Raw genomic sequence first — 18840 nt, forward strand, 5'->3', positions numbered from 1 at the left:
GCGCTGGTTTTGACTCATAATTAGATAATAAAAAAAGCCATGCAAGAGCATGGCTTTTTCATTGCTAAACTTAACTTTTAGTCAAAAGAGGGTTTAGTCATTGGTGCTGTAGCACTGTTTGTTGCTGTTTGGCTACCCGCTGCACGTGTATTGGTACGCTCGCGTAATGGTGCCGCTTGAACAACAGAGCCTGAAACATGCTCTTCAGGTGCTGGCGCTTTTGTCATTGCAGAAGCAGCATGGAAACCACGAGGTGAGGTTGCCATTACCGCCGTTGCTACAGCAGGTAAATCAACAACTGGAGTTACAGGTGATTTCATTTCAACTGTCTCTTCTGTTTTGATCACCGGAACTGCGACTTCTTCGACAATAATAGGTTGCTCGATCACTTGTTCTTCAGCAGGCTCAGACTTTATTTCTACTGTTGTTTCTTCTGCTGTAAAGCGTGGGAAGACTTTACCCATCGCCATTTCAGGAATAGCAACACCAGAAAGTGTCGTTGTTTCAACTGCAACTACTTCAGATTTAGCTTCTACTACTGGTGCATTAATGATGATGTCATTTGTTTCAACTTCATCAATCACATCTGCAGCATCGACTTTCTCTTCTGTGATGTTTTTCTCAACAGGTGCTTCAACGGCTGGTTTGATACGAGACCAAACTTTGCCCATTGCCATTTCAGGAATTGCAACCCCTGAAGTAGGACGCATTGTTTTTGGTTTCTCAACGATAGAAACAACATTGACCATCTCGCTAATACTATCAGCAGCATCAATAGCTGCCTGCTCAATAGCATTTGCTTCTTCATTGGTAACAAAGTCAGATTTCTCTACGCGTGTATCACGCATACGGCGACGGCGTTGACCACTTGCACGTAAGTGACGTGGTGAGCGTCGATTACGGCGTTGAGTGCCTTCTTGCTCTTCATTATCAGCTTGCTCGTCAGTCACACCCTGAGTTTGTTCAGGTTTGTCTTGTGCTTCTTTAGCAATGCTAGTTCCCAATGCCATTAATGGTGATGGTGTTTGCTCTACAGCAGTTTCAACAGCTTCAACTTTTTCGACAGCATCAACGGTTGCATTTTGTTGTTCAACTGATTTTTCAACATTATCTGTGATACGTACTTTTTTACGAAGTTGACGACGCTGGCGGCGTTGTTTCACTTTTACCGCTTTTTCTTCGCTATCACGTTGTGCATCAACAGGCTGTTCAGTTGTTGCTTTTGCTGTTTGCTCGTCTTGTTGTTGACGTTGCTGTTTTTGCGCTTGAATTTCTTCTTTACGAGACTGACGCTTCTGCTCTTTCACTTCATCGTTATTACGGTTTTGGCGAGGAGCTTTGGCAGCCTTATCGTTTTGCTGTTGACGGTTTTTGTCATTACGGTCATTGCGGCGACGATTTTGGCGTTGCTCGTTATTACGTTCTTGACGCTCGTCATTGTTATCAACATCGTTGTTATCACGACTGTTGTCACGGTTATTACGACGGTTGTTATCACGACTGTTGTCACGGTTATTACGACGGTTGTCAGAACGATCGTTGCGACGATTATTGTTGCGACGATTATTTTGATTGTTGTTTTGTTCTGTTTTTGCTTCAACAGGTTTCTCTTGTTGCTGTTCAGGGCTACCAGAGAAGAATGACGCTAATACAGAGAAGAAGCGGCTCAACAGACCAGGTTTATTGGCTGATGCAGTGGCAGGCTTAGCCGTTACTTTTGGTGTCGGCTTAGTCGCAGGCGTTGCAACAGGTGCTGGTTGTTTTGGTGCAGTGAACCCTTGAAGTATTGGCTCTTCACGCTTTTTGATGACGCGCTCAGGTTGTGGTGCTTCAATGGCTTCTGCTTCTTTTAACGCTTCTAACGTTTTCGGAATATGGTAAGAAAGGGTGTCTTGCTCTTCACCTTCACGAATACGCAGAACTTCAAAGTGCGGCGTTTCCATATCAGAGTTAGGAACGATAACAACACGTACACCATGATACTTTTCAATGTGTTGAACTGATCGACGCTTCTCGTTTAAAAGGTACGAGGCAACAGGTACAGGTACAATAGCAAGTACTTGTGAGCTGTTATCTTTAAGCGCTTCTTCTTCAATCAGTCGTAAGATTGATAGTGATAGTGATTCATTGTCACGTACAACACCAGTACCTGAACAACGAGGACAAACATGGTGGCTTGCTTCTGCAAGAGAAGGGCTTAAACGTTGACGAGACATTTCAAGTAGACCAAAACGTGAGATTCGACCGATTTGAACTCGTGCGCGATCCATACGAACAGCTTCACGTAAACGGTTTTCAACTTCACGTTGGTGGCGAACAGGTGTCATATCAATAAAATCGATAACAACCAGACCACCTAAGTCACGTAGACGTAATTGACGCGCAATTTCATCAGCAGCTTCTAAGTTTGTCTGTAATGCTGTTTCTTCAATATCGCCGCCCTTCGTTGCGCGAGCAGAGTTGATATCGATAGACGTTAATGCTTCTGTTGGATCAATAACAACAGAGCCACCTGAAGGTAAACGAACTTCGCGCTGGAACGCAGAGTCAATTTGGCTTTCAATTTGGTAGTGGCTAAATAGTGGAACTTCCCCCTCGTAACGCTTCACGCGAGACAAGAAATCAGGACGAATTAATTTAATATGATCACGTGCGCGGTCAAAAATTTTCGGGCTATCGATAAGAATTTCACCGATGTCACGACGTAAATAATCGCGGATTGCACGAACAATCACATTACTTTCTTGGTGAATAAGAAACGGAGCTGATTGTGAATCGGCTGCTTCTTTTACTGCATTCCAGTGGTTTAGTAGAACGTTTAAATCCCACTCAAGCTCTTCACCTGATTTACCCACACCAGCTGTACGTACAATCAGACCCATACCTTGGGGTAAGTCTAATGTGCTTAATGCAGCTTTAAGTTGGGTACGCTCTTCACCTTCGATACGGCGAGAAATACCGCCAGCACGAGGGTTGTTAGGCATTAAAACAAGATAACTGCCAGCTAGAGAGATAAAAGTAGTAAGGGCTGCGCCTTTGTTTCCGCGTTCTTCTTTATCAACTTGAACGATAACTTCTTGGCCTTCTTTTAGGACTTCCTTGATATTAGGACGACCTTGGTAAGAATAATTGGCAGGGAAGTAATCTTTCGCAACTTCTTTAAGAGGAAGGAAACCATGACGCTCAGCACCATAATCAACGAACGCTGCTTCCAGACTTGGTTCGATGCGTGTGATGCGGCCTTTGTAGATATTTGCTTTTTTAGATTCGTGACCAGGGCTTTCGATATCAAGATCAAATAGCTTTTGGCCATCAACTAATGCGACGCGCAACTCTTCCTTCTGAGTTGCGTTAATCAACATTCTTTTCATTATATTGTACTCATTTATTGTCGTTGTATTAGTACGCTAGTTACATCTGTTTTTTGATGGCGCCGGACTCCAAGTCTGATGTACGGTTGCAACCTCACGGTTGGAATGCAGGAGTGCTTTCTGGCCACACTTATCAGCCAACTGTATGTGAGATGGTTAGATCTAAAAAATACAGCTGGTATCACCACATTGAAGTGGTTGTATCTGTCACATCAAAAAAAAATGTAATTTGACGCACTAAAAAAAACTCCGATAACCCTAACGTCTTACGCCATTTGCTGCGTTGATTATCTGAGTTGTATAAAAAATAGCCATAAAGATGATTATATGCTCATCTTGTCAATGAAGTAGACAAAAAAACCTACCTCAGCACACAATGATAGCAGGCTCACTTTTTTGCGGCAATCTGCTTTATTTGCATGATACAATCAAACCTATGACAGAAGATAAACCTAAAGTGCAATTCATCGACATTAGCGATGACTTTGCAGGCCAGCGGATTGATAATTTTCTCCGCGCTAGGCTTAAAAACGTACCAAAAAGTATGATTTACCGCATTTTGCGTAAAGGCGAGGTGCGAGTAAACAAAAAACGTATTAAACCTGAATATAAATTGCAGGATGGTGATCTAGTACGCGTACCGCCGGTTTTTGTTCCTGAAAAAGAAGAACAAGCGCCAGTCAGTACCAAGTTGAATAAAGTCGCTGAATTAGAGCATTGCATCATCTATGAAGATGATCATATGTTAATTCTGAATAAACCATCAGGGACAGCAGTTCATGGCGGCAGTGGCTTAAAATTTGGTGCTATTGAAGCATTACGAGCGTTACGCCCTGATGCGCGATTTTTGGAACTCGTTCACCGAATTGACCGTGATACCTCGGGCATTTTGTTAGTGGCAAAGAAGCGTTCAGCTCTTCGTCAATTGCAAGAGCAATTTAGAAATAAAACGGTGCAGAAATATTACTTCGCTTTAGTAATGGGGGAATGGAAAGCGAATTGCCGAAAAGTCACTGCACCTTTGTTAAAAAATGAAGTAAACAGCATTGTACGTGTTAACCCACAAGGTAAAGCATCCGATACGCGTTTTAAAGTATTAGAGCGATTCTCACAGGCAACATTGGTACAAGCTAGCCCTGTAACGGGTCGTACGCATCAGATCCGTGTGCATTGTCAGTATGAAGGCCATCCTATTGCTTGGGATGATCGATATGGTGATCCACGTTTTGATGCTTACACTAAAAAAACAGGTTTAGGGCGTTTGTTCCTTCATGCTGCAAATATCAAATTTACGCATCCAAGTACGGATGAAGCGATGGATATTAGCGCGCCAATGGAACCGGTTTTAGAACGTTGTTTGGAAAAGCTACGTCAAATGTAACCAAAGTGAAAGGCGAGGAAATCGTCTCGCCTTTTGTTTTGCACGACTTTTTTTTCACGAATGTTAGTGAGTAAGTCTTATAAGACCGAAACGCCCTCATTAGCTAACATCTCAGTTAATGCAATTAAAGGTAATCCTACGAGCGTGTTAGGGTCACGCCCTTCAAGTTTATCAAATAGTGCAATTCCTAAACCTTCACTTTTAAAACTCCCTGCACAATACAAAGGTTGCTCTTTCCTCACGTAATTTTCAATTTGTTGTGGCGTAAGTGTTTTAAAGTGAACATGAAAAGGTTCACAAATGACTTGTGTTGATTGTGTTTTTGCATTGTAAACACATAGCCCTGTGTAAAAGGTAATGGTTTTTCCACTTGCGGCTTGTAATTGCTTACAAGCATTTTCTTCAGTATGGGGTTTGCCTAAGATTTTCCCATCAATCACACAAACTTGATCTGATCCTATAATAAGAGAATCTGGGTAAGTGCTGGCGCAAGCTTTGGCTTTTAATTGTGCAAGTCGACAGACTAACTCTTGGGCAGATTCTGTGGCTAATGCCGTCTCATCAGTTTCAGGGCTTGCTGTTTCAAAAGGGATCGCTAACTTTTCGAGTAGCATTTTTCGGTAAGGGGAGGTTGATGCCAGTAATAATGGTTGTGTCATAACAATGTTCTACACATCTAGAATGAATTTTAATACAGCAATGATATAGCAAGTTTCACTATGATTGCTGCAACTTTTATTAGGATTATATTGAATTGAGATTGTTGTATTACGGTTGTTTCATTCCACAATTCGGTGTATGTTCCGCATAATTTGTTAGATCCCCAATGTGGCCAATGACGAGACTTATATTGTTCAAAATATATGAGAGTTATTGACAGCGACTGCATATGATCATACGGCTATGTTAGTTGCTTTGTGCGTTATATTGGGTGTTATTTCATCGATTGTTCCGACACGATCAAGTGATTGAGTAGCAGACATTTAAACTTTTATTACTGAGATGTGGTGTCGAAGCGTTTTGTAATTTTCATCACAGCATGAGAATTGGTCAAAAGCTGTTAAATCACACACATTTCCTTTGACTCAAACAGACTATAAGGCTAATATTCGCGCCCTATGCAAAAGGTAAAATTGCCGCTAAAGGTAGATCCAGTACGTACAGCACAAAAAAGACTCGATTATGATGGCATCATCAAAGCCGATCTTTTGTCTCGCCTAGCTGAATCAACCCAGAGCGTAATAAGTGATGCAAACGTCAACTTGTCTTTTGACCTTGACCAACGTCGTATTCCTTTCATCCGCGGTATCGCAGATGTAGACGTGATGTTGACCTGCCAGCGATGTCAGGGAGAATTTCCACACCATATTCATGTGGAATTCTGTTATAGTCCGGTTCGCAACGAAGAAGCCGTAGATGAGTTACCGGAAGCCTATGAGCCGACAATCGTCGACGAAAATGGCGAGATCAACCTGATTCAACTTGTTGAAGACGAATTGATTCTGGAATTACCACAAGTCGCAATGCACGACGATGCTGATTGTAAAATTGGCTCGAAGAACATGTCTTTTGGTGAGATCCCCGTTGCTGATGAGCGTCCGAATCCGTTTGCAGTATTGAAAAATCTTAAGAGTTAAATTTAACAGGAGTAGGGTTAATGGCCGTACAAAAGAGCAAAAAATCACGTGCAGCACGTGGTATGCGTCGTTCACACGATGCCCTAACTACAGCAGCAGTTTCTGTAGATAAAGCATCTGGTGAGACTCACCTACGTCACCACGTGACAGCTGACGGTTTCTACCGTGGCCGCAAGGTTATCAACAAGTAAGGTTGAACCTTGATGGGTCTTACCGTTGCACTTGATGCAATGGGCGGGGATTTCGGTCCTCAAGTAACAGTGCCTGCCGCCGTGCAGGCACTGTTGCATTCGCCTGAGCTCAAACTTATTCTTTTTGGTGATCTAAGTGCAATCACTGCGCAGTTAACTCTCCTTAATAAGCTTAACCATCCTAGGCTAACGATCGTGCATTGCGATACTGTTATCGCTAACGAAACACGCCCATCACAAGCCCTTCGACATAGTAAAGGCTCATCTATGCGTATGGCATTAGATGCAGTTGCAGCAGGCCAAGCAGATGCATGTGTCAGTGCCGGTAATACTGGCGCCCTCATGGCATTATCACGCTTTGTGTTGAAACAACTTCCGGGGGTTGAGCGTCCTGCATTAATTTCAGCGATACCCAATCGTGGTGCAAATCCAACATGGCTCCTTGATCTTGGCGCGAATGTGTCTTGTGATGCTGATACTTTATTCCAGTTTGCAGTTATGGGCTCTGTTCTTGCTGAACAAACCTTAGGTACTACACCGCGTGTCGCATTATTAAATATTGGTGAAGAAGAGATCAAAGGTAATGATTTGGTTAAACGTTGTGCTGAAATGTTGATTCAATCTCCGGATATCAATTATGTTGGCTACGTTGAAGGTCACCAACTTTATTCAGATAAAGCCGATGTTATTGTGTGTGATGGTTTCGTTGGAAATGTGAGTTTAAAGACCAGTGAAGGGGTCGCAAACTTATTTATTGAACGGATAAAACATGCAATAGGTCGTAACCCTATTCGACGCATTATTGCTAAATGGCTGTTTAGTGAGCTCTTTGAAGGCTTGCAACAGTTGAACCCCGACCAGTATAACGGTGCAAGTCTGTTAGGATTGCGCGGTATTGTGGTGAAAAGCCATGGAAGTGCTGATACTGTCGCTTTTGCCAACGCGATAAGCGAAGCGGTTTACGAAGTTAAACGACAAATACCGAATAAAATCAGTGACCGTTTAGAAGAGGTCCTACTCGAGAGGCACTATTAGTCTTCATGAATAGCAAAATTCTAGGAACTGGCAGCTACCTGCCACAACAAGTACGCTCGAATGCGGACTTAGAAAAAATGGTAGAAACAAGCGATGAGTGGATTGTGACACGAACAGGTATTCGTGAGCGCCGTATTTCGTCTGAAGATGAAACTGTTGCCGTAATGGGCTACCAAGCCTCGTTAAAGGCAATTGAGATGGCGGGAATTGATAAAGAAGATATCGATCTGATCATTGTTGCCACCTCTAGCGCCAGTCACACATTTCCATCAGCAGCTTGCCAAGTGCAAGGTATGCTAGATATTAAAGGCTGTCCTGCATTTGATTTATCAGCGGCATGTACAGGCTTTGTTTATGCGTTAAGTGTTGCTGATCAGCATATCAAAACGGGTATGGCGAAAAATGTACTTGTTATCGGTTCTGATGCACTTTCTCATTGCTGTGATCCAGAGGATCGCTCAACCATTATTTTATTTGGTGATGCGGCGGGTGCGGTTGTGATTGGTGCGAGTGAAGAGCCTGGCATTATTTCAACGCATTTATATGCTGATGGTCATTTTGGTGGTTTATTAAGTCTCGCAGTACCAGAATATGGTAAAGATTTTGATGCTAACAAGTGGCTTTACATGGCAGGTAACGAAGTCTTTAAAGTAGCGGTAACCCAGTTATCGAACTTAGTGAAAAGTACGCTGGCTGAAAATAACATGGATAAGTCTGAGTTAGATTGGCTTGTACCTCACCAAGCAAATATGCGTATTATCTCAGCGACGGCGAAAAAATTATCAATGTCGATGGATCAAGTTGTGGTTACGCTTGATCGTCATGGTAATACGTCGGCTGCAACAGTCCCAACAGCATTAGATGAAGCGGTTCGTGATGGCCGTATTCAACGCGGTCAAACATTATTACTCGAAGCGTTTGGTGGCGGTTTTACTTGGGGCTCAGCATTAGTGAAGTTTTAATCAAGTGATTAAACATTACTGATTTGCTTTTATTTTTAGTGCATTAAAACTAATAAGCAATATATTAGTTTTAATGCATATTAATCGACTAATGATTAGTCAATAAAGAAGGATTCTCGAATGTCTAAGTTCGCGATTGTTTTCCCAGGTCAGGGCTCTCAAACCGTTGGTATGCTAGCTGAATTAGCAGAACAATTTGATGTGGTTAAAGAAACGTTCTCTGAGGCATCTGATGCGCTAGGTTACGATCTTTGGGCGTTAGTTCAAAACGGTCCAGCAGAAGATTTAAACCAAACACAACGCACTCAGCCTGCATTGTTAACAGCATCTGTTGCAATCTGGCGTGTATGGCAGCAGCAAGGTGGTGAACAACCAACGGTTCTTGCAGGTCACAGCCTAGGTGAATACTCAGCACTCGTATGTGCTGGTGTTATCGATTTTAAAGCAGCGGTTAAACTGGTTGAGCTACGCGGCCAACTTATGCAGGAAGCAGTACCGGCTGGTGTTGGTGCTATGTCTGCAATTATCGGCCTTGATAACGATGCAATTGCGAAAGCATGTGAGGAAGCGGCACAAGGTGAAGTTTGTTCTCCTGTCAACTTCAACTCACCAGGTCAAGTTGTTATTGCGGGTAATAAAGAAGCGGTAGAGCGTGCAAACGTATTATGTAAAGAAGCGGGCGCTAAACGTGCACTTCCTCTTCCTGTATCTGTGCCTTCTCACTGCGCATTGATGAAACCTGCGGCGGATAAACTTGCAGTAGCATTAGAAGCTATCGCATTTAATGCACCGTCTGTACCTGTTATTAACAATGCTGACGTGGCAACAGAAACTGATCCTGCAGCAATCAAGTTTGCACTTGTTAAACAGCTATACAGCCCGGTACGTTGGACTGAATCAGTTGAGCGCATGGCTGCTGAAGGTATCGAAGAATTATTAGAAATGGGGCCTGGTAAAGTATTAACTGGTCTAACCAAGCGTATTGATCGCGCACTTAGCGGTGCTGCAGTTAATGATATTACTTCATTAGAAGCGGCTGTGGCTAAGTAGTCATTAAGCTTTAAAGAGGATTTACAATGAGCCTGGAAGGTAAAGTTGCACTAGTTACAGGTGCAAGCCGTGGTATCGGCCGTGCAATTGCTGAAATTTTAGTAGAGCGTGGCGCTACAGTTATTGGTACTGCAACATCTGAAAGTGGTGCTGAAGCTATCAGTGCATATCTTGGTGATAAAGGTAAAGGTCTTGCTCTAAATGTGACGTCACCTGAGTCTATTGAATCAGTTTTAAAACAGATTAAAGCAGATTTTGGCGATGTTGACATTTTGGTGAACAATGCTGGTATCACTCGTGATAATCTATTGATGCGCATGAAAGATGATGAATGGCAAGATATCCTTGATACGAACCTAACATCTATCTTCCGCCTTTCTAAAGCGGTACTGCGTGCAATGATGAAAAAACGTAATGGTCGTATCATCAGTATTGGCTCTGTTGTGGGTACTATGGGTAATGCGGGTCAAACGAACTACGCAGCAGCAAAAGCTGGCCTATTAGGTTTCACAAAATCCATGGCACGCGAGGTAGCTTCTCGTGGTATTACAGTTAACGCAGTCGCTCCAGGTTTTATCGAAACAGATATGACTAAAGCGTTAAATGATGACCAACGTGCAGCAACACTTGCAAATGTACCTGCTGGTCGTTTAGGTGATCCGCGCGAAATTGCAGCAGCGGTTGCATTTTTAGCCTCAGATGATGCTGCTTACGTAACGGGCGAAACTTTGCACGTTAACGGCGGTATGTACATGATTTAATCAAAAGATTTGCAATACTTAATGACGCAAGTCAAACTGACCTAGTTTTATGATAAAATCGTGGTTTGACCAGCACTATGAGTGTTGCAACTTTTGTCGTAATGAATAAACTACAGCAAATCGCATTAGCGAATTCTTGTTAAGGAAATATATTAGTATGAGCAACATCGAAGAACGCGTAAAAAAAATCATCGTTGAGCAACTAGGCGTAGACGAAGCTGAAGTTAAAAACGAATCATCTTTCGTTGACGATCTAGGTGCAGACTCACTAGATACAGTTGAACTAGTAATGGCACTTGAAGAAGAATTCGATACAGAGATTCCAGACGAAGAAGCTGAAAAAATTACTACTGTTCAAGCTGCAATCGACTACGTAAACAGCGCACAGTAATATAAAAATGAATATATCCAGGCGGTCTTTATGACCGCCTGTTTTTTTTTAATTTCCTGTTTTATCCTCAATTCCCGGAGAAATTAATCGTGTCTAAGCGTCGTGTAGTTGTAACTGGCATGGGTATGCTTACCCCGGTTGGTAATTCTGTTGAATCTTCTTGGAAAGCTTTACAGTCAGGCACTAGTGGTATTAGTACTATCCAACATTTTGATGCAAGCGCATTTGCTACTCAATTTGCCGGCATGATCAAAGACTTCAATTGCGAAGATTACATGTCCAAGAAAGATGCACGCAAAATGGATTTATTCATTCAGTATGGCATTGCTGCTGGCGTACAAGCTTTCAAAGATTCAGGTATTGAAGTTACTGAAGAAAATGCAGCACGCATTGGCGTTGCTATCGGTTCTGGTATTGGTGGCTTAGGTCTCATTGAAGTTGGCCATCAAGCTTTAATGGAAAAAGGTCCGCGCAAAATTAGCCCGTTCTTTGTTCCTTCAACAATTGTAAATATGATCGCTGGACACATGTCTATCATGTACGGTCTACGTGGTCCAAATATCGCAATCTCTACCGCATGTACGACTGGCCTTCATAACATTGGTCATGCAGCGCGTATGATCGCTTACGGCGATGCAGATGCGATGGTTGCTGGTGGTGCAGAAAAAGCATCAACGCCATTAGGTATGGGCGGTTTCGCAGCAGCAAAAGCACTATCTACGCGTAACGACGATCCTCAAGCGGCTTCTCGTCCATGGGACCAAGATCGCGACGGTTTCGTACTAGGTGATGGTGCGGGTGTTATCGTGCTAGAAGAGTATGAACACGCAAAAGCACGTGGCGCTAAAATTTATGCTGAGCTTGTAGGCTTTGGTATGAGTGGTGACGCTTACCACATGACTTCACCAAGTGCAGATGGTTCAGGTGGCGCGCTAGCAATGGAAGCATGTATCCGTGATGCGGGTATTAATGCAGACCAAATTGGCTATATTAATGCGCATGGCACATCGACACCAGCAGGTGACGTTGCTGAAACATTAGGTATCAAGCGTGCTATGGGTAGCGCAGTTGATAACGTTATGGTTTCTTCAACAAAATCAATGACAGGTCATCTATTGGGTGCTGCAGGTTCTGTAGAATCAATCATCACTATTCTAAGCTTAGTAGATCAAGTGGTTCCACCAACAATTAACTTGGATAATCCAGGTGAAGGTTGTGATCTTGACTATGTTCCAGGTGAAGCCCGCCAAGCAAATCTAGAGTACGCATTGTGTAACTCATTTGGTTTTGGTGGTACTAACGGTTCTCTACTATTTAAGAAAATGTAGTTACATTTGCCTCTAAATAGCATCAGGAAAATCGCTTGATAACCTGATATGATTAGCAGCCCGATATCTTTGTAGGTATTGGGCTGTTTTTTATCATAAAAAGGATAATCGATGGCGTTTATTAACAGTCAGAAACAACGAGAGTTAGCAATAACGGATCGTGCTATACAATATGGAGATGGCTGTTTTTCGACAATAGGCGTTAAACAGGGAAAGCTGTTGTTATGGCGGTTTCATCTTGAACGATTACAACAAACGTTGCGCAGGTTAGCGATTAATGAACCTGATTGGGATCAAGTCTTTCTACAGGCTAAAAAACTCGCTCAATCTTTCACTGATCGTGGTGGGATAAAAATATTAATCAGCCGAGGTGGCGGCGGTAGGGGGTATAGCCCAACGGGCTGCGATGACACGACAGTTATTTTTAGTGCTTTCAATTGGCCTACCCATTATAAGCAATGGCAGAAAGATGGCATCATACTGGGGGTTTGTCAGCAGCAACTGGGTTACAGTCCAATGCTTGCGGGGATGAAGCACTTAAATCGATTAGAACAGGTACTCTTAAAACAAGAAGTCGAACATAAACAATGGTTGGATGCTGTGGTGCTCAATACCAATGATCATGTTATTGAAACAACAGCATCTAATATCTTCTGGCGTAAAGGGCGTGTTGTTTATACGCCAGAATTAATAGGATCTGGAGTTGAAGGTGTCATGCGTCGACATGTCATTACATTGCTTTCAACGTTGCCATATACGTTAGAATTAGGTGATTATTCTCTGGCAGATTTGCTTTGTGCTGATGAAGTATTTATAACCAATGCGTTAATGGAGTTAGTGCCAATAATGGCGATTGACTCTACCTATTATCAACAACAGTCACTACTCGACGTATTACAAAAGAGGCTATATACGTGTTAAAGAAGTTGATTCTTATTGTTTTCATTCTTGCTGCCCTAGCGGCAGGTGCTGCTGGTTGGGCGTATACTCAAGTGAAGAACGAGCTAAATCTGCCCGTTATTAATACTGAGCAGGTAATGATAACAGTTAAACCAGGGACATCGTTTAGAGGGTTAATCAATCAGCTTGTACAAGATAAAGTGATCAAGGCATCACAATGGACGCGCTGGGTCGGAAAGTTAGATCCCTCTTTAACGGATATTAAGGCAGGAACTTACGGTCTAGAGCCACATAAAACATTGCAAGAAGTCTTGGCATTGATTGCTTCTGGCAAGGAGTTTCAATATTCAATCACCTTGGTTGAAGGTGAGCGTTTTAGTGAATGGTTAAAAAAAATCCAAGCTGCGCCTGAATTAAAGCATATTACTGATGGCATGACAGAGCCACAAATTGCGAAAGCGATCGGCATTGATAACGTTAAAATTGAAGGTTATTTACTGCCTGATACGTATCATTACACAGCGGGTACTACCGATATTGCAGTACTGAAACGTGCTTATCTAGCGATGAATAAAGAGTTAGCCACTGCGTGGGAGCGACGTGAGAAAGATCTGCCTTTAAAAGATCCTTATCAAGTATTGATCATGGCTTCTATTATTGAAAAAGAAACCGCTGTGCCAGCAGAACGAGGTTTGGTTGCGTCTGTCTTTATGAATCGTTTGCGCAAAGGGATGCCTTTACAAACCGACCCAACCGTTATTTATGGCATGGGTGATAAATATAAAGGCAATATTAGTAAAAAAGATCTTAGAACCCCAACGCCTTATAACACCTATACCATCAAAGGTTTACCACCAACACCGATAGCAATGCCAAGTAAAGCATCAGTATTAGCAGCCGTTAATCCTGATAAGAGCAATTACTATTATTTCGTGGCCGATGGTAAAGGCGGGCACAAATTCTCTACAACTTTGGTTGAGCACAACCGTGCGGTTCGTGCATACCTGAAAACATTAAGAAAACAGTCACAATGATCGGTAAATTTATTGTCATCGAAGGTCTTGAAGGGGCCGGTAAAAGTACTGCGATTAAGCAAGTTATCGCGACCTTGGCACTGCATGGTATTCATGATCCAGCATCAACGCGAGAGCCTGGTGGTACACCTTTAGCAGAGCAAATGCGGGCACTGGTTAAAGAAGGGCATCCTGATGAGCCATTAACCGATATGGCTGAATTATTACTGCTTTATGCGGCACGTATTCAATTGGTTGATAACGTGATTAAACCTGCATTGAACCAAGGTCAGTGGGTTGTTGGCGACCGTCATGATATGTCATCCCAAGCATACCAAGGTGGCGGACGTGGTTTTGATAAAGCATTAATGGAAAATCTACGTGATACGGTATTGGGTGATTTTCGTCCTGATTTGACTATCTATATGGATATCGAGCCTGAACTGGGGTTACAACGTGCCCGTGGTCGTGGTGCGCTAGATCGTATCGAACAAATGAATGTCGATTTCTTCCATCGTGCGCGTGCGCGTTTTCTTGAATTATCAGAGAATCAACCAAACGTCATTATTATCGATGCAAGTCAGCGTTTAGAAAAAGTGACTGAAGATCTACAGTCTGCGCTGAATGCATGGTTGGAGCAGCAATAACATGTTGTATCCGTGGCAAGAATCGTTATGGCAGAATTGGCAACAGTTGTTAGAGCAAAAGCGGCTTCATCATGCCATTTTGTTGTTGGCGGTAAAAGGCAGTGGCCGTGATGTCCTCGCGCGCCAGTTAGCTAAAACCGTTTTATGTCAAAACAATGAAACAGAACCATGTGATGTTTGCCATAGCTGTAAATTATTTGAAGCTAACAGCCATCCTGATTTTCATGTTATTAAGCCTGAACAAGAAGGAAAACAAATCGGTGTTGATGCGGTTCGACAATGTAACCGCTGGGCAACGGAAACCTCTCACTTAAATGGTCAGCGTGTTATTTTAATTGAACATGCCGATGCAATGGGAGAAGCGGGCTCGAATGCGATTTTAAAAACGCTTGAAGAGCCACCGCAAGGTTGTCAGTTTATTCTAACGGCGCAAAGTTTAGATAGTTTATTACCGACTATTGTTAGTCGTTGTAATAAATGGCGTTTGCCAATACCTGCTGAGTCAAATGTAAAGCAGTGGGTTGAGCATAAATTAATGCAATCGATTAACGTTGAATCTATTCGCCTTAATAGTGGGGCGCCATTGTCAACGTTAGCGTTTGTTGAAAGTGGTATGAATATTCGTCATGCTAATTTGATCAAAGCTTTTGCCGAGTTTTTACAGCCACCAAATATTGGTATCTATGATGTTACCGCGATGTGTACTGCAGACGGTATTGTTACATTAAAATGGCTAAGCTATTTTTTAGTCGACTGTATTAAGTATCAGCAAGGTGTAAGCAATAGTTTTGTGCACAACGAATCTTTAGTGGCAGTACAACAGGTTGCTACACAGGTTTCGGGGGCTTTGTTACTTGAGCAGTCAAGAAAAATTAATACGCTATACCGTAAATTAGAGCAGCATACAGGATTGAATATTGAGCTGTTAGTTGTAGAGTGGCTAACTGGTTTTATTCAAGATTAAGCGTAGTATTGAGTTTTGTATTTATAGTCATATTCAGAGATAAAAGAGGAACGCCCGTGTTAGTTGATTCACATTGTCATCTCGACAAACTTGATTACGATAAGTTACATACAGGGATTGATGATGTACTTAATAAAGCCAAAGAAAGAGGTGTAGAGTACTTTCTTTCTGTTGGTGTAACGTTGGCCGCTTTTCCTAAAATGATGGAAATGATCGCCCCTTACGAAAATATTTTTGCTTCTTGTGGTATTCACCCTTTAGATGTTGAGTCTGGTTATAACTACGAACAGTTTAAGGCTTTTGCGCAACATGAAAGAGTTGTGGCTATTGGTGAAACGGGGTTAGATTACCATTACCAGCCTGATACGGCAGAGCTTCAGCAAGAGATCTTTCGCCAACAGGTTCGTGTCGCGGTTGAATTGAATAAGCCACTTATTATCCATACTCGTATGGCACGTGAAGATACAATGCGTATTCTTCGTGAAGAAGGGGCTCAAAAATGTGGCGGTGTTTTACACTGTTTCACTGAATCGCTTGAAATGGCATTAGATGCGATTGAACTTGGTTTTTATATTTCGATTTCAGGGATTGTAACATTTAATACAGCAAGCGATCTGAAAAATGTGGTGAGCCAATTGCCACTGGATCGTTTGTTAGTTGAAACGGATTCACCGTTCCTTGCGCCAATGCCATACCGAGGTAAGCAAAATCAGCCTGCGTATACACGTGAAGTTGCTCAATATATTGCGTTGCTAAAAGGTGTTTCCGTTGAAGAGGTTGAACGAGCAACCACTGAAAATTTCTTTACGCTATTTCCTTTAGCGAAGAAATAACTTTGATAGATTGGTCGTGAAAAAAGAGAAGCGCTGGCTTCTCTTTTTTTTTGGTTAGAAGTGTTGGCGAGAGTAAATATATATAAATCGTTACTTTTAATTATTACAAAAGTAACAAAGGTAACTGAGTATATATTCAGCATAGAATGAAACGTAATTAATAGTACTTATATGGATATATAGAAGTAGGATATTTTATTGATTGATAAATATCACAGATCTTTTAATGATGACTATTGGTTAAAGCATTGTATCCATCCCGTTTTAAATTTGTCATTGAAACTTAATAAAAAGTGAATTTTTATCTTTACTATCAGCAATTTAATGCTTTTTCTTTAATTAATGTGATCAATGTTCTATATTTTTGATGTTATTTAAGTATATTCTGGCGAAAATGGGTAAAAACGCGCAATATTGATTATTGGGGGTAATGCTTTCAAGGAATGCTTTAATCAGTTTATTATTAGAAGATGCTAAAGATAAATTAATTAAAGCAGACAGCATTTATTATTGAATCCTAATTATACCAATTAAATTAATGAGTTATTACAGGTGTCTCTGTCGGTGTCAATGACATTCTGCAGTTATACATTTGGATATATCAAAGGGTAAAAAAATTATGTCGAATGGCAATAAGTCTTCAGCAGAGAAGATCCTTGAAGGAGTTGGTGGTGCAGGCAATATAAAATTCTTGTCTTGCTGCGCAACTCGCTTACGTTTTGAATTAAATGATAATTCTATTGTTGATAAAGCAGCATTAGATGCCATTCCTGATGTGATGGGGTGTATTCCTCAAAGCGGTGATCGCTACCAAATTGTTATCGGTGGTGGTGTTGCGACTATGCATAGCGCATTACAGCAACTGATGGAAAGTCAAACGGGTAGTGGTACAGCAAGCACGAATGAAGTGAAAGCTGATAATGCATCAAATGATGATATTAAAGCTTCTATGCGCTCTAGTGGTGTAAGAGGGAAAGTTGCTTGGGTTGATGGTTTTTTTGAATACCTTTCAGATTCGTTCCGTCCAATTTTAGGTATTTTATTAGGTGCGTCGTTAATTATTGCACTATGTGCAGTATTAGACGCCCTTCATATTGTTGACTTTAGAGGTGATAAGTCTGCAGGTTGGGTTTTTGTTGACTCAATGTGGCATACAGTATTTTACTTCTTGCCTATTATGGTTGCTTACAATGCCTCGAAAAAACTGAAGGTTGATCCTTGGTTGGGCGCTGCAATCATGGGCGCACTTATGACGCCTGATTTCCAAAAACTAACCTCACTTGCATCAACAACATCGATTAAAGATACGACCTTAGGGACTGTCTCTCATGTTGCCCATGTGTTTGGTTTACCAATGCAGCTTAATGATTATTCTGGTAACGTATTTGTACCGCTAATCATGGTTGCTGTATTAGCTGTGGTTTATCGCTTCCTGAAGAAGATTGTTCCAGATAATTTGCACATGGTATTTGTGCCGTTCTTATCTTTGATTATCATGATTCCGCTTACAGCGTTCCTAATTGGTCCTCTAGGTGTTTGGATTGGTACTTACTTAGGTCTTGGTTTAGCTTGGCTTAATACACATGCACCATTTGTGTTCGCGATTCTAATTCCATTACTGTACCCATTCCTTGTACCTCTTGGTCTTCACTGGCCTCTAAATGCATTGATGCTAATGAATATTCAAACATTGGGTTATGACTTCATTCAAGGTCCTATGGGTGTTTGGAACTTTGCATGTTTCGGTGCAACAGCGGGTGTGCTACTAATTTCATTACGTGAAAAAGATAAAACCATGCGTCAGACAGCTTCTGGTGCGTTAGCTGCTGGTTTATTCGGTGGTATTTCGGAGCCTTCACTATACGGTATACACTTACGATTTAAGAAAGTTTACTCACGTATGCTTCCTGGTTGTCTAGCTGGTGGTTTAACAATTGCAATTCTAGGTTCTCAATACGGTGGTATTAAAACTAAGGCGTTTGCATTTACTTCGTTACTAACCATCCCAGTATTCCACCCAATGTGGGTATATGCAGTATCAATTGCAGTGGCATTCATTGTGCCAATGCTACTTATTTTCTTCTTTGACTATCGTACTCCAGAAGAAAAAGCGGCTCATAAAGAATAAGTTTATTCTTATTCGTTGAATGCTCATAATCCCGTAATGAAAATTACGGGATTTTTTTTAACCGTTTTGAAATAATTAGGTGTTATTTCATTTAATTTAAAATTGTGATAAAGATCTGCACGTGAAATCGCTTAGCTATAAAGTGGACTGTATATCAAAAACAAGAACCTCTCAATCATCCACAACACTGGTATTTTTCTCATTTACATTACTTTTAATGAAAATAGTCGTTTAATCTCATTTTTACT

The 18840-nt window shown here is 41.6% G+C and carries 17 protein-coding genes; 15 read left to right on the forward strand and 2 right to left on the reverse strand.

Annotation, left to right across the window (positions count from 1 at the left end; genetic code table 11):
- Window positions 1–77: 77 nt before the first annotated feature.
- A complete protein-coding gene (rne, locus tag C9J38_RS05420) occupies window positions 78–3371 on the reverse strand; it encodes a ribonuclease E (RefSeq protein ID WP_107206195.1) in 3294 nt (1097 codons plus the stop codon).
- A gap of 436 nt (window positions 3372–3807) precedes the next feature.
- Between rne and rluC the strand changes: the two genes are divergently transcribed.
- Window positions 3808–4752: a 23S rRNA pseudouridine(955/2504/2580) synthase RluC gene (gene rluC, locus C9J38_RS05425; protein WP_107206469.1), complete on the forward strand. Its 945-nt coding sequence runs from the start codon at window positions 3808–3810 to the stop codon at window positions 4750–4752.
- Between the two features lie 77 nt (window positions 4753–4829).
- Here rluC and C9J38_RS05430 read toward each other — a convergent pair whose 3' ends face one another.
- Complete coding sequence (locus C9J38_RS05430) at window positions 4830–5411, reverse strand: nucleoside triphosphate pyrophosphatase (protein WP_107206196.1); 582 nt, start codon at window positions 5409–5411, stop codon at window positions 4830–4832.
- A gap of 459 nt (window positions 5412–5870) precedes the next feature.
- On the opposite strand from C9J38_RS05430, the gene yceD reads away from it, so the two are divergent.
- The 14 genes from yceD (at window position 5871) to C9J38_RS05500 (ending at window position 18592) form a co-directional block, all read left to right on the forward strand.
- On the forward strand, window positions 5871–6389 hold the full coding sequence (gene yceD, locus C9J38_RS05435; protein WP_005368721.1) for a 23S rRNA accumulation protein YceD: 519 nt from the start codon (window positions 5871–5873) through the stop codon (window positions 6387–6389).
- A 20-nt stretch (window positions 6390–6409) separates the two neighbouring features.
- The gene (rpmF, locus tag C9J38_RS05440; protein WP_005368719.1) at window positions 6410–6580 is read left to right on the forward strand and encodes a 50S ribosomal protein L32; all 171 of its coding nucleotides are present in this window, start codon (window positions 6410–6412) and stop codon (window positions 6578–6580) included.
- Between the two features lie 9 nt (window positions 6581–6589).
- Entirely contained in the window at window positions 6590–7615 is a 1026-nt protein-coding gene (gene plsX, locus C9J38_RS05445; RefSeq protein WP_199187011.1) for a phosphate acyltransferase PlsX, read from the forward strand.
- Window positions 7616–7620: 5 nt separating this feature from the next.
- Entirely contained in the window at window positions 7621–8577 is a 957-nt protein-coding gene (locus C9J38_RS05450; RefSeq protein ID WP_107206198.1) for a beta-ketoacyl-ACP synthase III, read from the forward strand.
- 120 nt (window positions 8578–8697) lie between these two features.
- Window positions 8698–9627 (forward strand): ACP S-malonyltransferase, encoded by a 930-nt coding sequence (gene fabD, locus C9J38_RS05455; RefSeq protein ID WP_107206199.1) that lies wholly within the window; start codon window positions 8698–8700, stop codon window positions 9625–9627.
- Window positions 9628–9653: 26 nt separating this feature from the next.
- The gene (fabG, locus tag C9J38_RS05460) at window positions 9654–10388 is read left to right on the forward strand and encodes a 3-oxoacyl-ACP reductase FabG (RefSeq protein ID WP_107206200.1); all 735 of its coding nucleotides are present in this window, start codon (window positions 9654–9656) and stop codon (window positions 10386–10388) included.
- A gap of 157 nt (window positions 10389–10545) precedes the next feature.
- Window positions 10546–10779: an acyl carrier protein gene (gene acpP / locus C9J38_RS05465; RefSeq protein WP_005368712.1), complete on the forward strand. Its 234-nt coding sequence runs from the start codon at window positions 10546–10548 to the stop codon at window positions 10777–10779.
- A gap of 89 nt (window positions 10780–10868) precedes the next feature.
- A complete protein-coding gene (gene fabF, locus C9J38_RS05470; RefSeq protein WP_107206201.1) occupies window positions 10869–12107 on the forward strand; it encodes a beta-ketoacyl-ACP synthase II in 1239 nt (412 codons plus the stop codon).
- A gap of 111 nt (window positions 12108–12218) precedes the next feature.
- Window positions 12219–13028, forward strand: a complete 810-nt coding sequence (gene pabC, locus C9J38_RS05475; protein WP_107206202.1) for an aminodeoxychorismate lyase — start codon at window positions 12219–12221, stop codon at window positions 13026–13028.
- Window positions 13022–14041 (forward strand): endolytic transglycosylase MltG, encoded by a 1020-nt coding sequence (gene mltG / locus C9J38_RS05480; RefSeq protein WP_107206203.1) that lies wholly within the window; start codon window positions 13022–13024, stop codon window positions 14039–14041. Before pabC ends, mltG begins: the two co-directional genes overlap by 7 nt.
- Entirely contained in the window at window positions 14038–14667 is a 630-nt protein-coding gene (tmk, locus tag C9J38_RS05485) for a dTMP kinase (RefSeq protein WP_107206204.1), read from the forward strand. Before mltG ends, tmk begins: the two co-directional genes overlap by 4 nt.
- 1 nt (window position 14668) lies before the next feature.
- A complete protein-coding gene (gene holB, locus C9J38_RS05490; RefSeq protein WP_107206205.1) occupies window positions 14669–15631 on the forward strand; it encodes a DNA polymerase III subunit delta' in 963 nt (320 codons plus the stop codon).
- A 56-nt stretch (window positions 15632–15687) separates the two neighbouring features.
- Window positions 15688–16464, forward strand: coding sequence for a TatD family hydrolase (locus C9J38_RS05495; RefSeq protein ID WP_107206206.1), 777 nt, complete (start codon window positions 15688–15690; stop codon window positions 16462–16464).
- Window positions 16465–17083: 619 nt separating this feature from the next.
- Complete coding sequence (locus C9J38_RS05500) at window positions 17084–18592, forward strand: PTS transporter subunit EIIC (protein WP_107206207.1); 1509 nt, start codon at window positions 17084–17086, stop codon at window positions 18590–18592.
- Window positions 18593–18840: the final 248 nt, after the last annotated feature.

It is taken from the genome of Photobacterium sp. GB-210 (genome assembly GCF_003026075.1).
Classification (GTDB): Bacteria; Pseudomonadota; Gammaproteobacteria; order Enterobacterales; family Vibrionaceae; genus Photobacterium.

What these genes read in the sequence shown, in the direction of transcription:
- rne (WP_107206195.1), bottom strand. Translation starts at nt 3,371, where the DNA reads ATGAAAAGAATGTTGATTAACGCAACTCAGAAGGAAGAGTTGCGCGTC.
- rluC (WP_107206469.1), top strand. Translation starts at nt 3,808, where the DNA reads ATGACAGAAGATAAACCTAAAGTGCAATTCATCGACATTAGCGATGAC.
- C9J38_RS05430 (WP_107206196.1), bottom strand. Translation starts at nt 5,411, where the DNA reads ATGACACAACCATTATTACTGGCATCAACCTCCCCTTACCGAAAAATG.
- yceD (WP_005368721.1), top strand. Translation starts at nt 5,871, where the DNA reads ATGCAAAAGGTAAAATTGCCGCTAAAGGTAGATCCAGTACGTACAGCA.
- rpmF (WP_005368719.1), top strand. Translation starts at nt 6,410, where the DNA reads ATGGCCGTACAAAAGAGCAAAAAATCACGTGCAGCACGTGGTATGCGT.
- C9J38_RS05450 (WP_107206198.1), top strand. Translation starts at nt 7,621, where the DNA reads ATGAATAGCAAAATTCTAGGAACTGGCAGCTACCTGCCACAACAAGTA.
- fabD (WP_107206199.1), top strand. Translation starts at nt 8,698, where the DNA reads ATGTCTAAGTTCGCGATTGTTTTCCCAGGTCAGGGCTCTCAAACCGTT.
- fabG (WP_107206200.1), top strand. Translation starts at nt 9,654, where the DNA reads ATGAGCCTGGAAGGTAAAGTTGCACTAGTTACAGGTGCAAGCCGTGGT.
- acpP (WP_005368712.1), top strand. Translation starts at nt 10,546, where the DNA reads ATGAGCAACATCGAAGAACGCGTAAAAAAAATCATCGTTGAGCAACTA.
- pabC (WP_107206202.1), top strand. Translation starts at nt 12,219, where the DNA reads ATGGCGTTTATTAACAGTCAGAAACAACGAGAGTTAGCAATAACGGAT.
- tmk (WP_107206204.1), top strand. Translation starts at nt 14,038, where the DNA reads ATGATCGGTAAATTTATTGTCATCGAAGGTCTTGAAGGGGCCGGTAAA.
- holB (WP_107206205.1), top strand. Translation starts at nt 14,669, where the DNA reads ATGTTGTATCCGTGGCAAGAATCGTTATGGCAGAATTGGCAACAGTTG.
- C9J38_RS05500 (WP_107206207.1), top strand. Translation starts at nt 17,084, where the DNA reads ATGTCGAATGGCAATAAGTCTTCAGCAGAGAAGATCCTTGAAGGAGTT.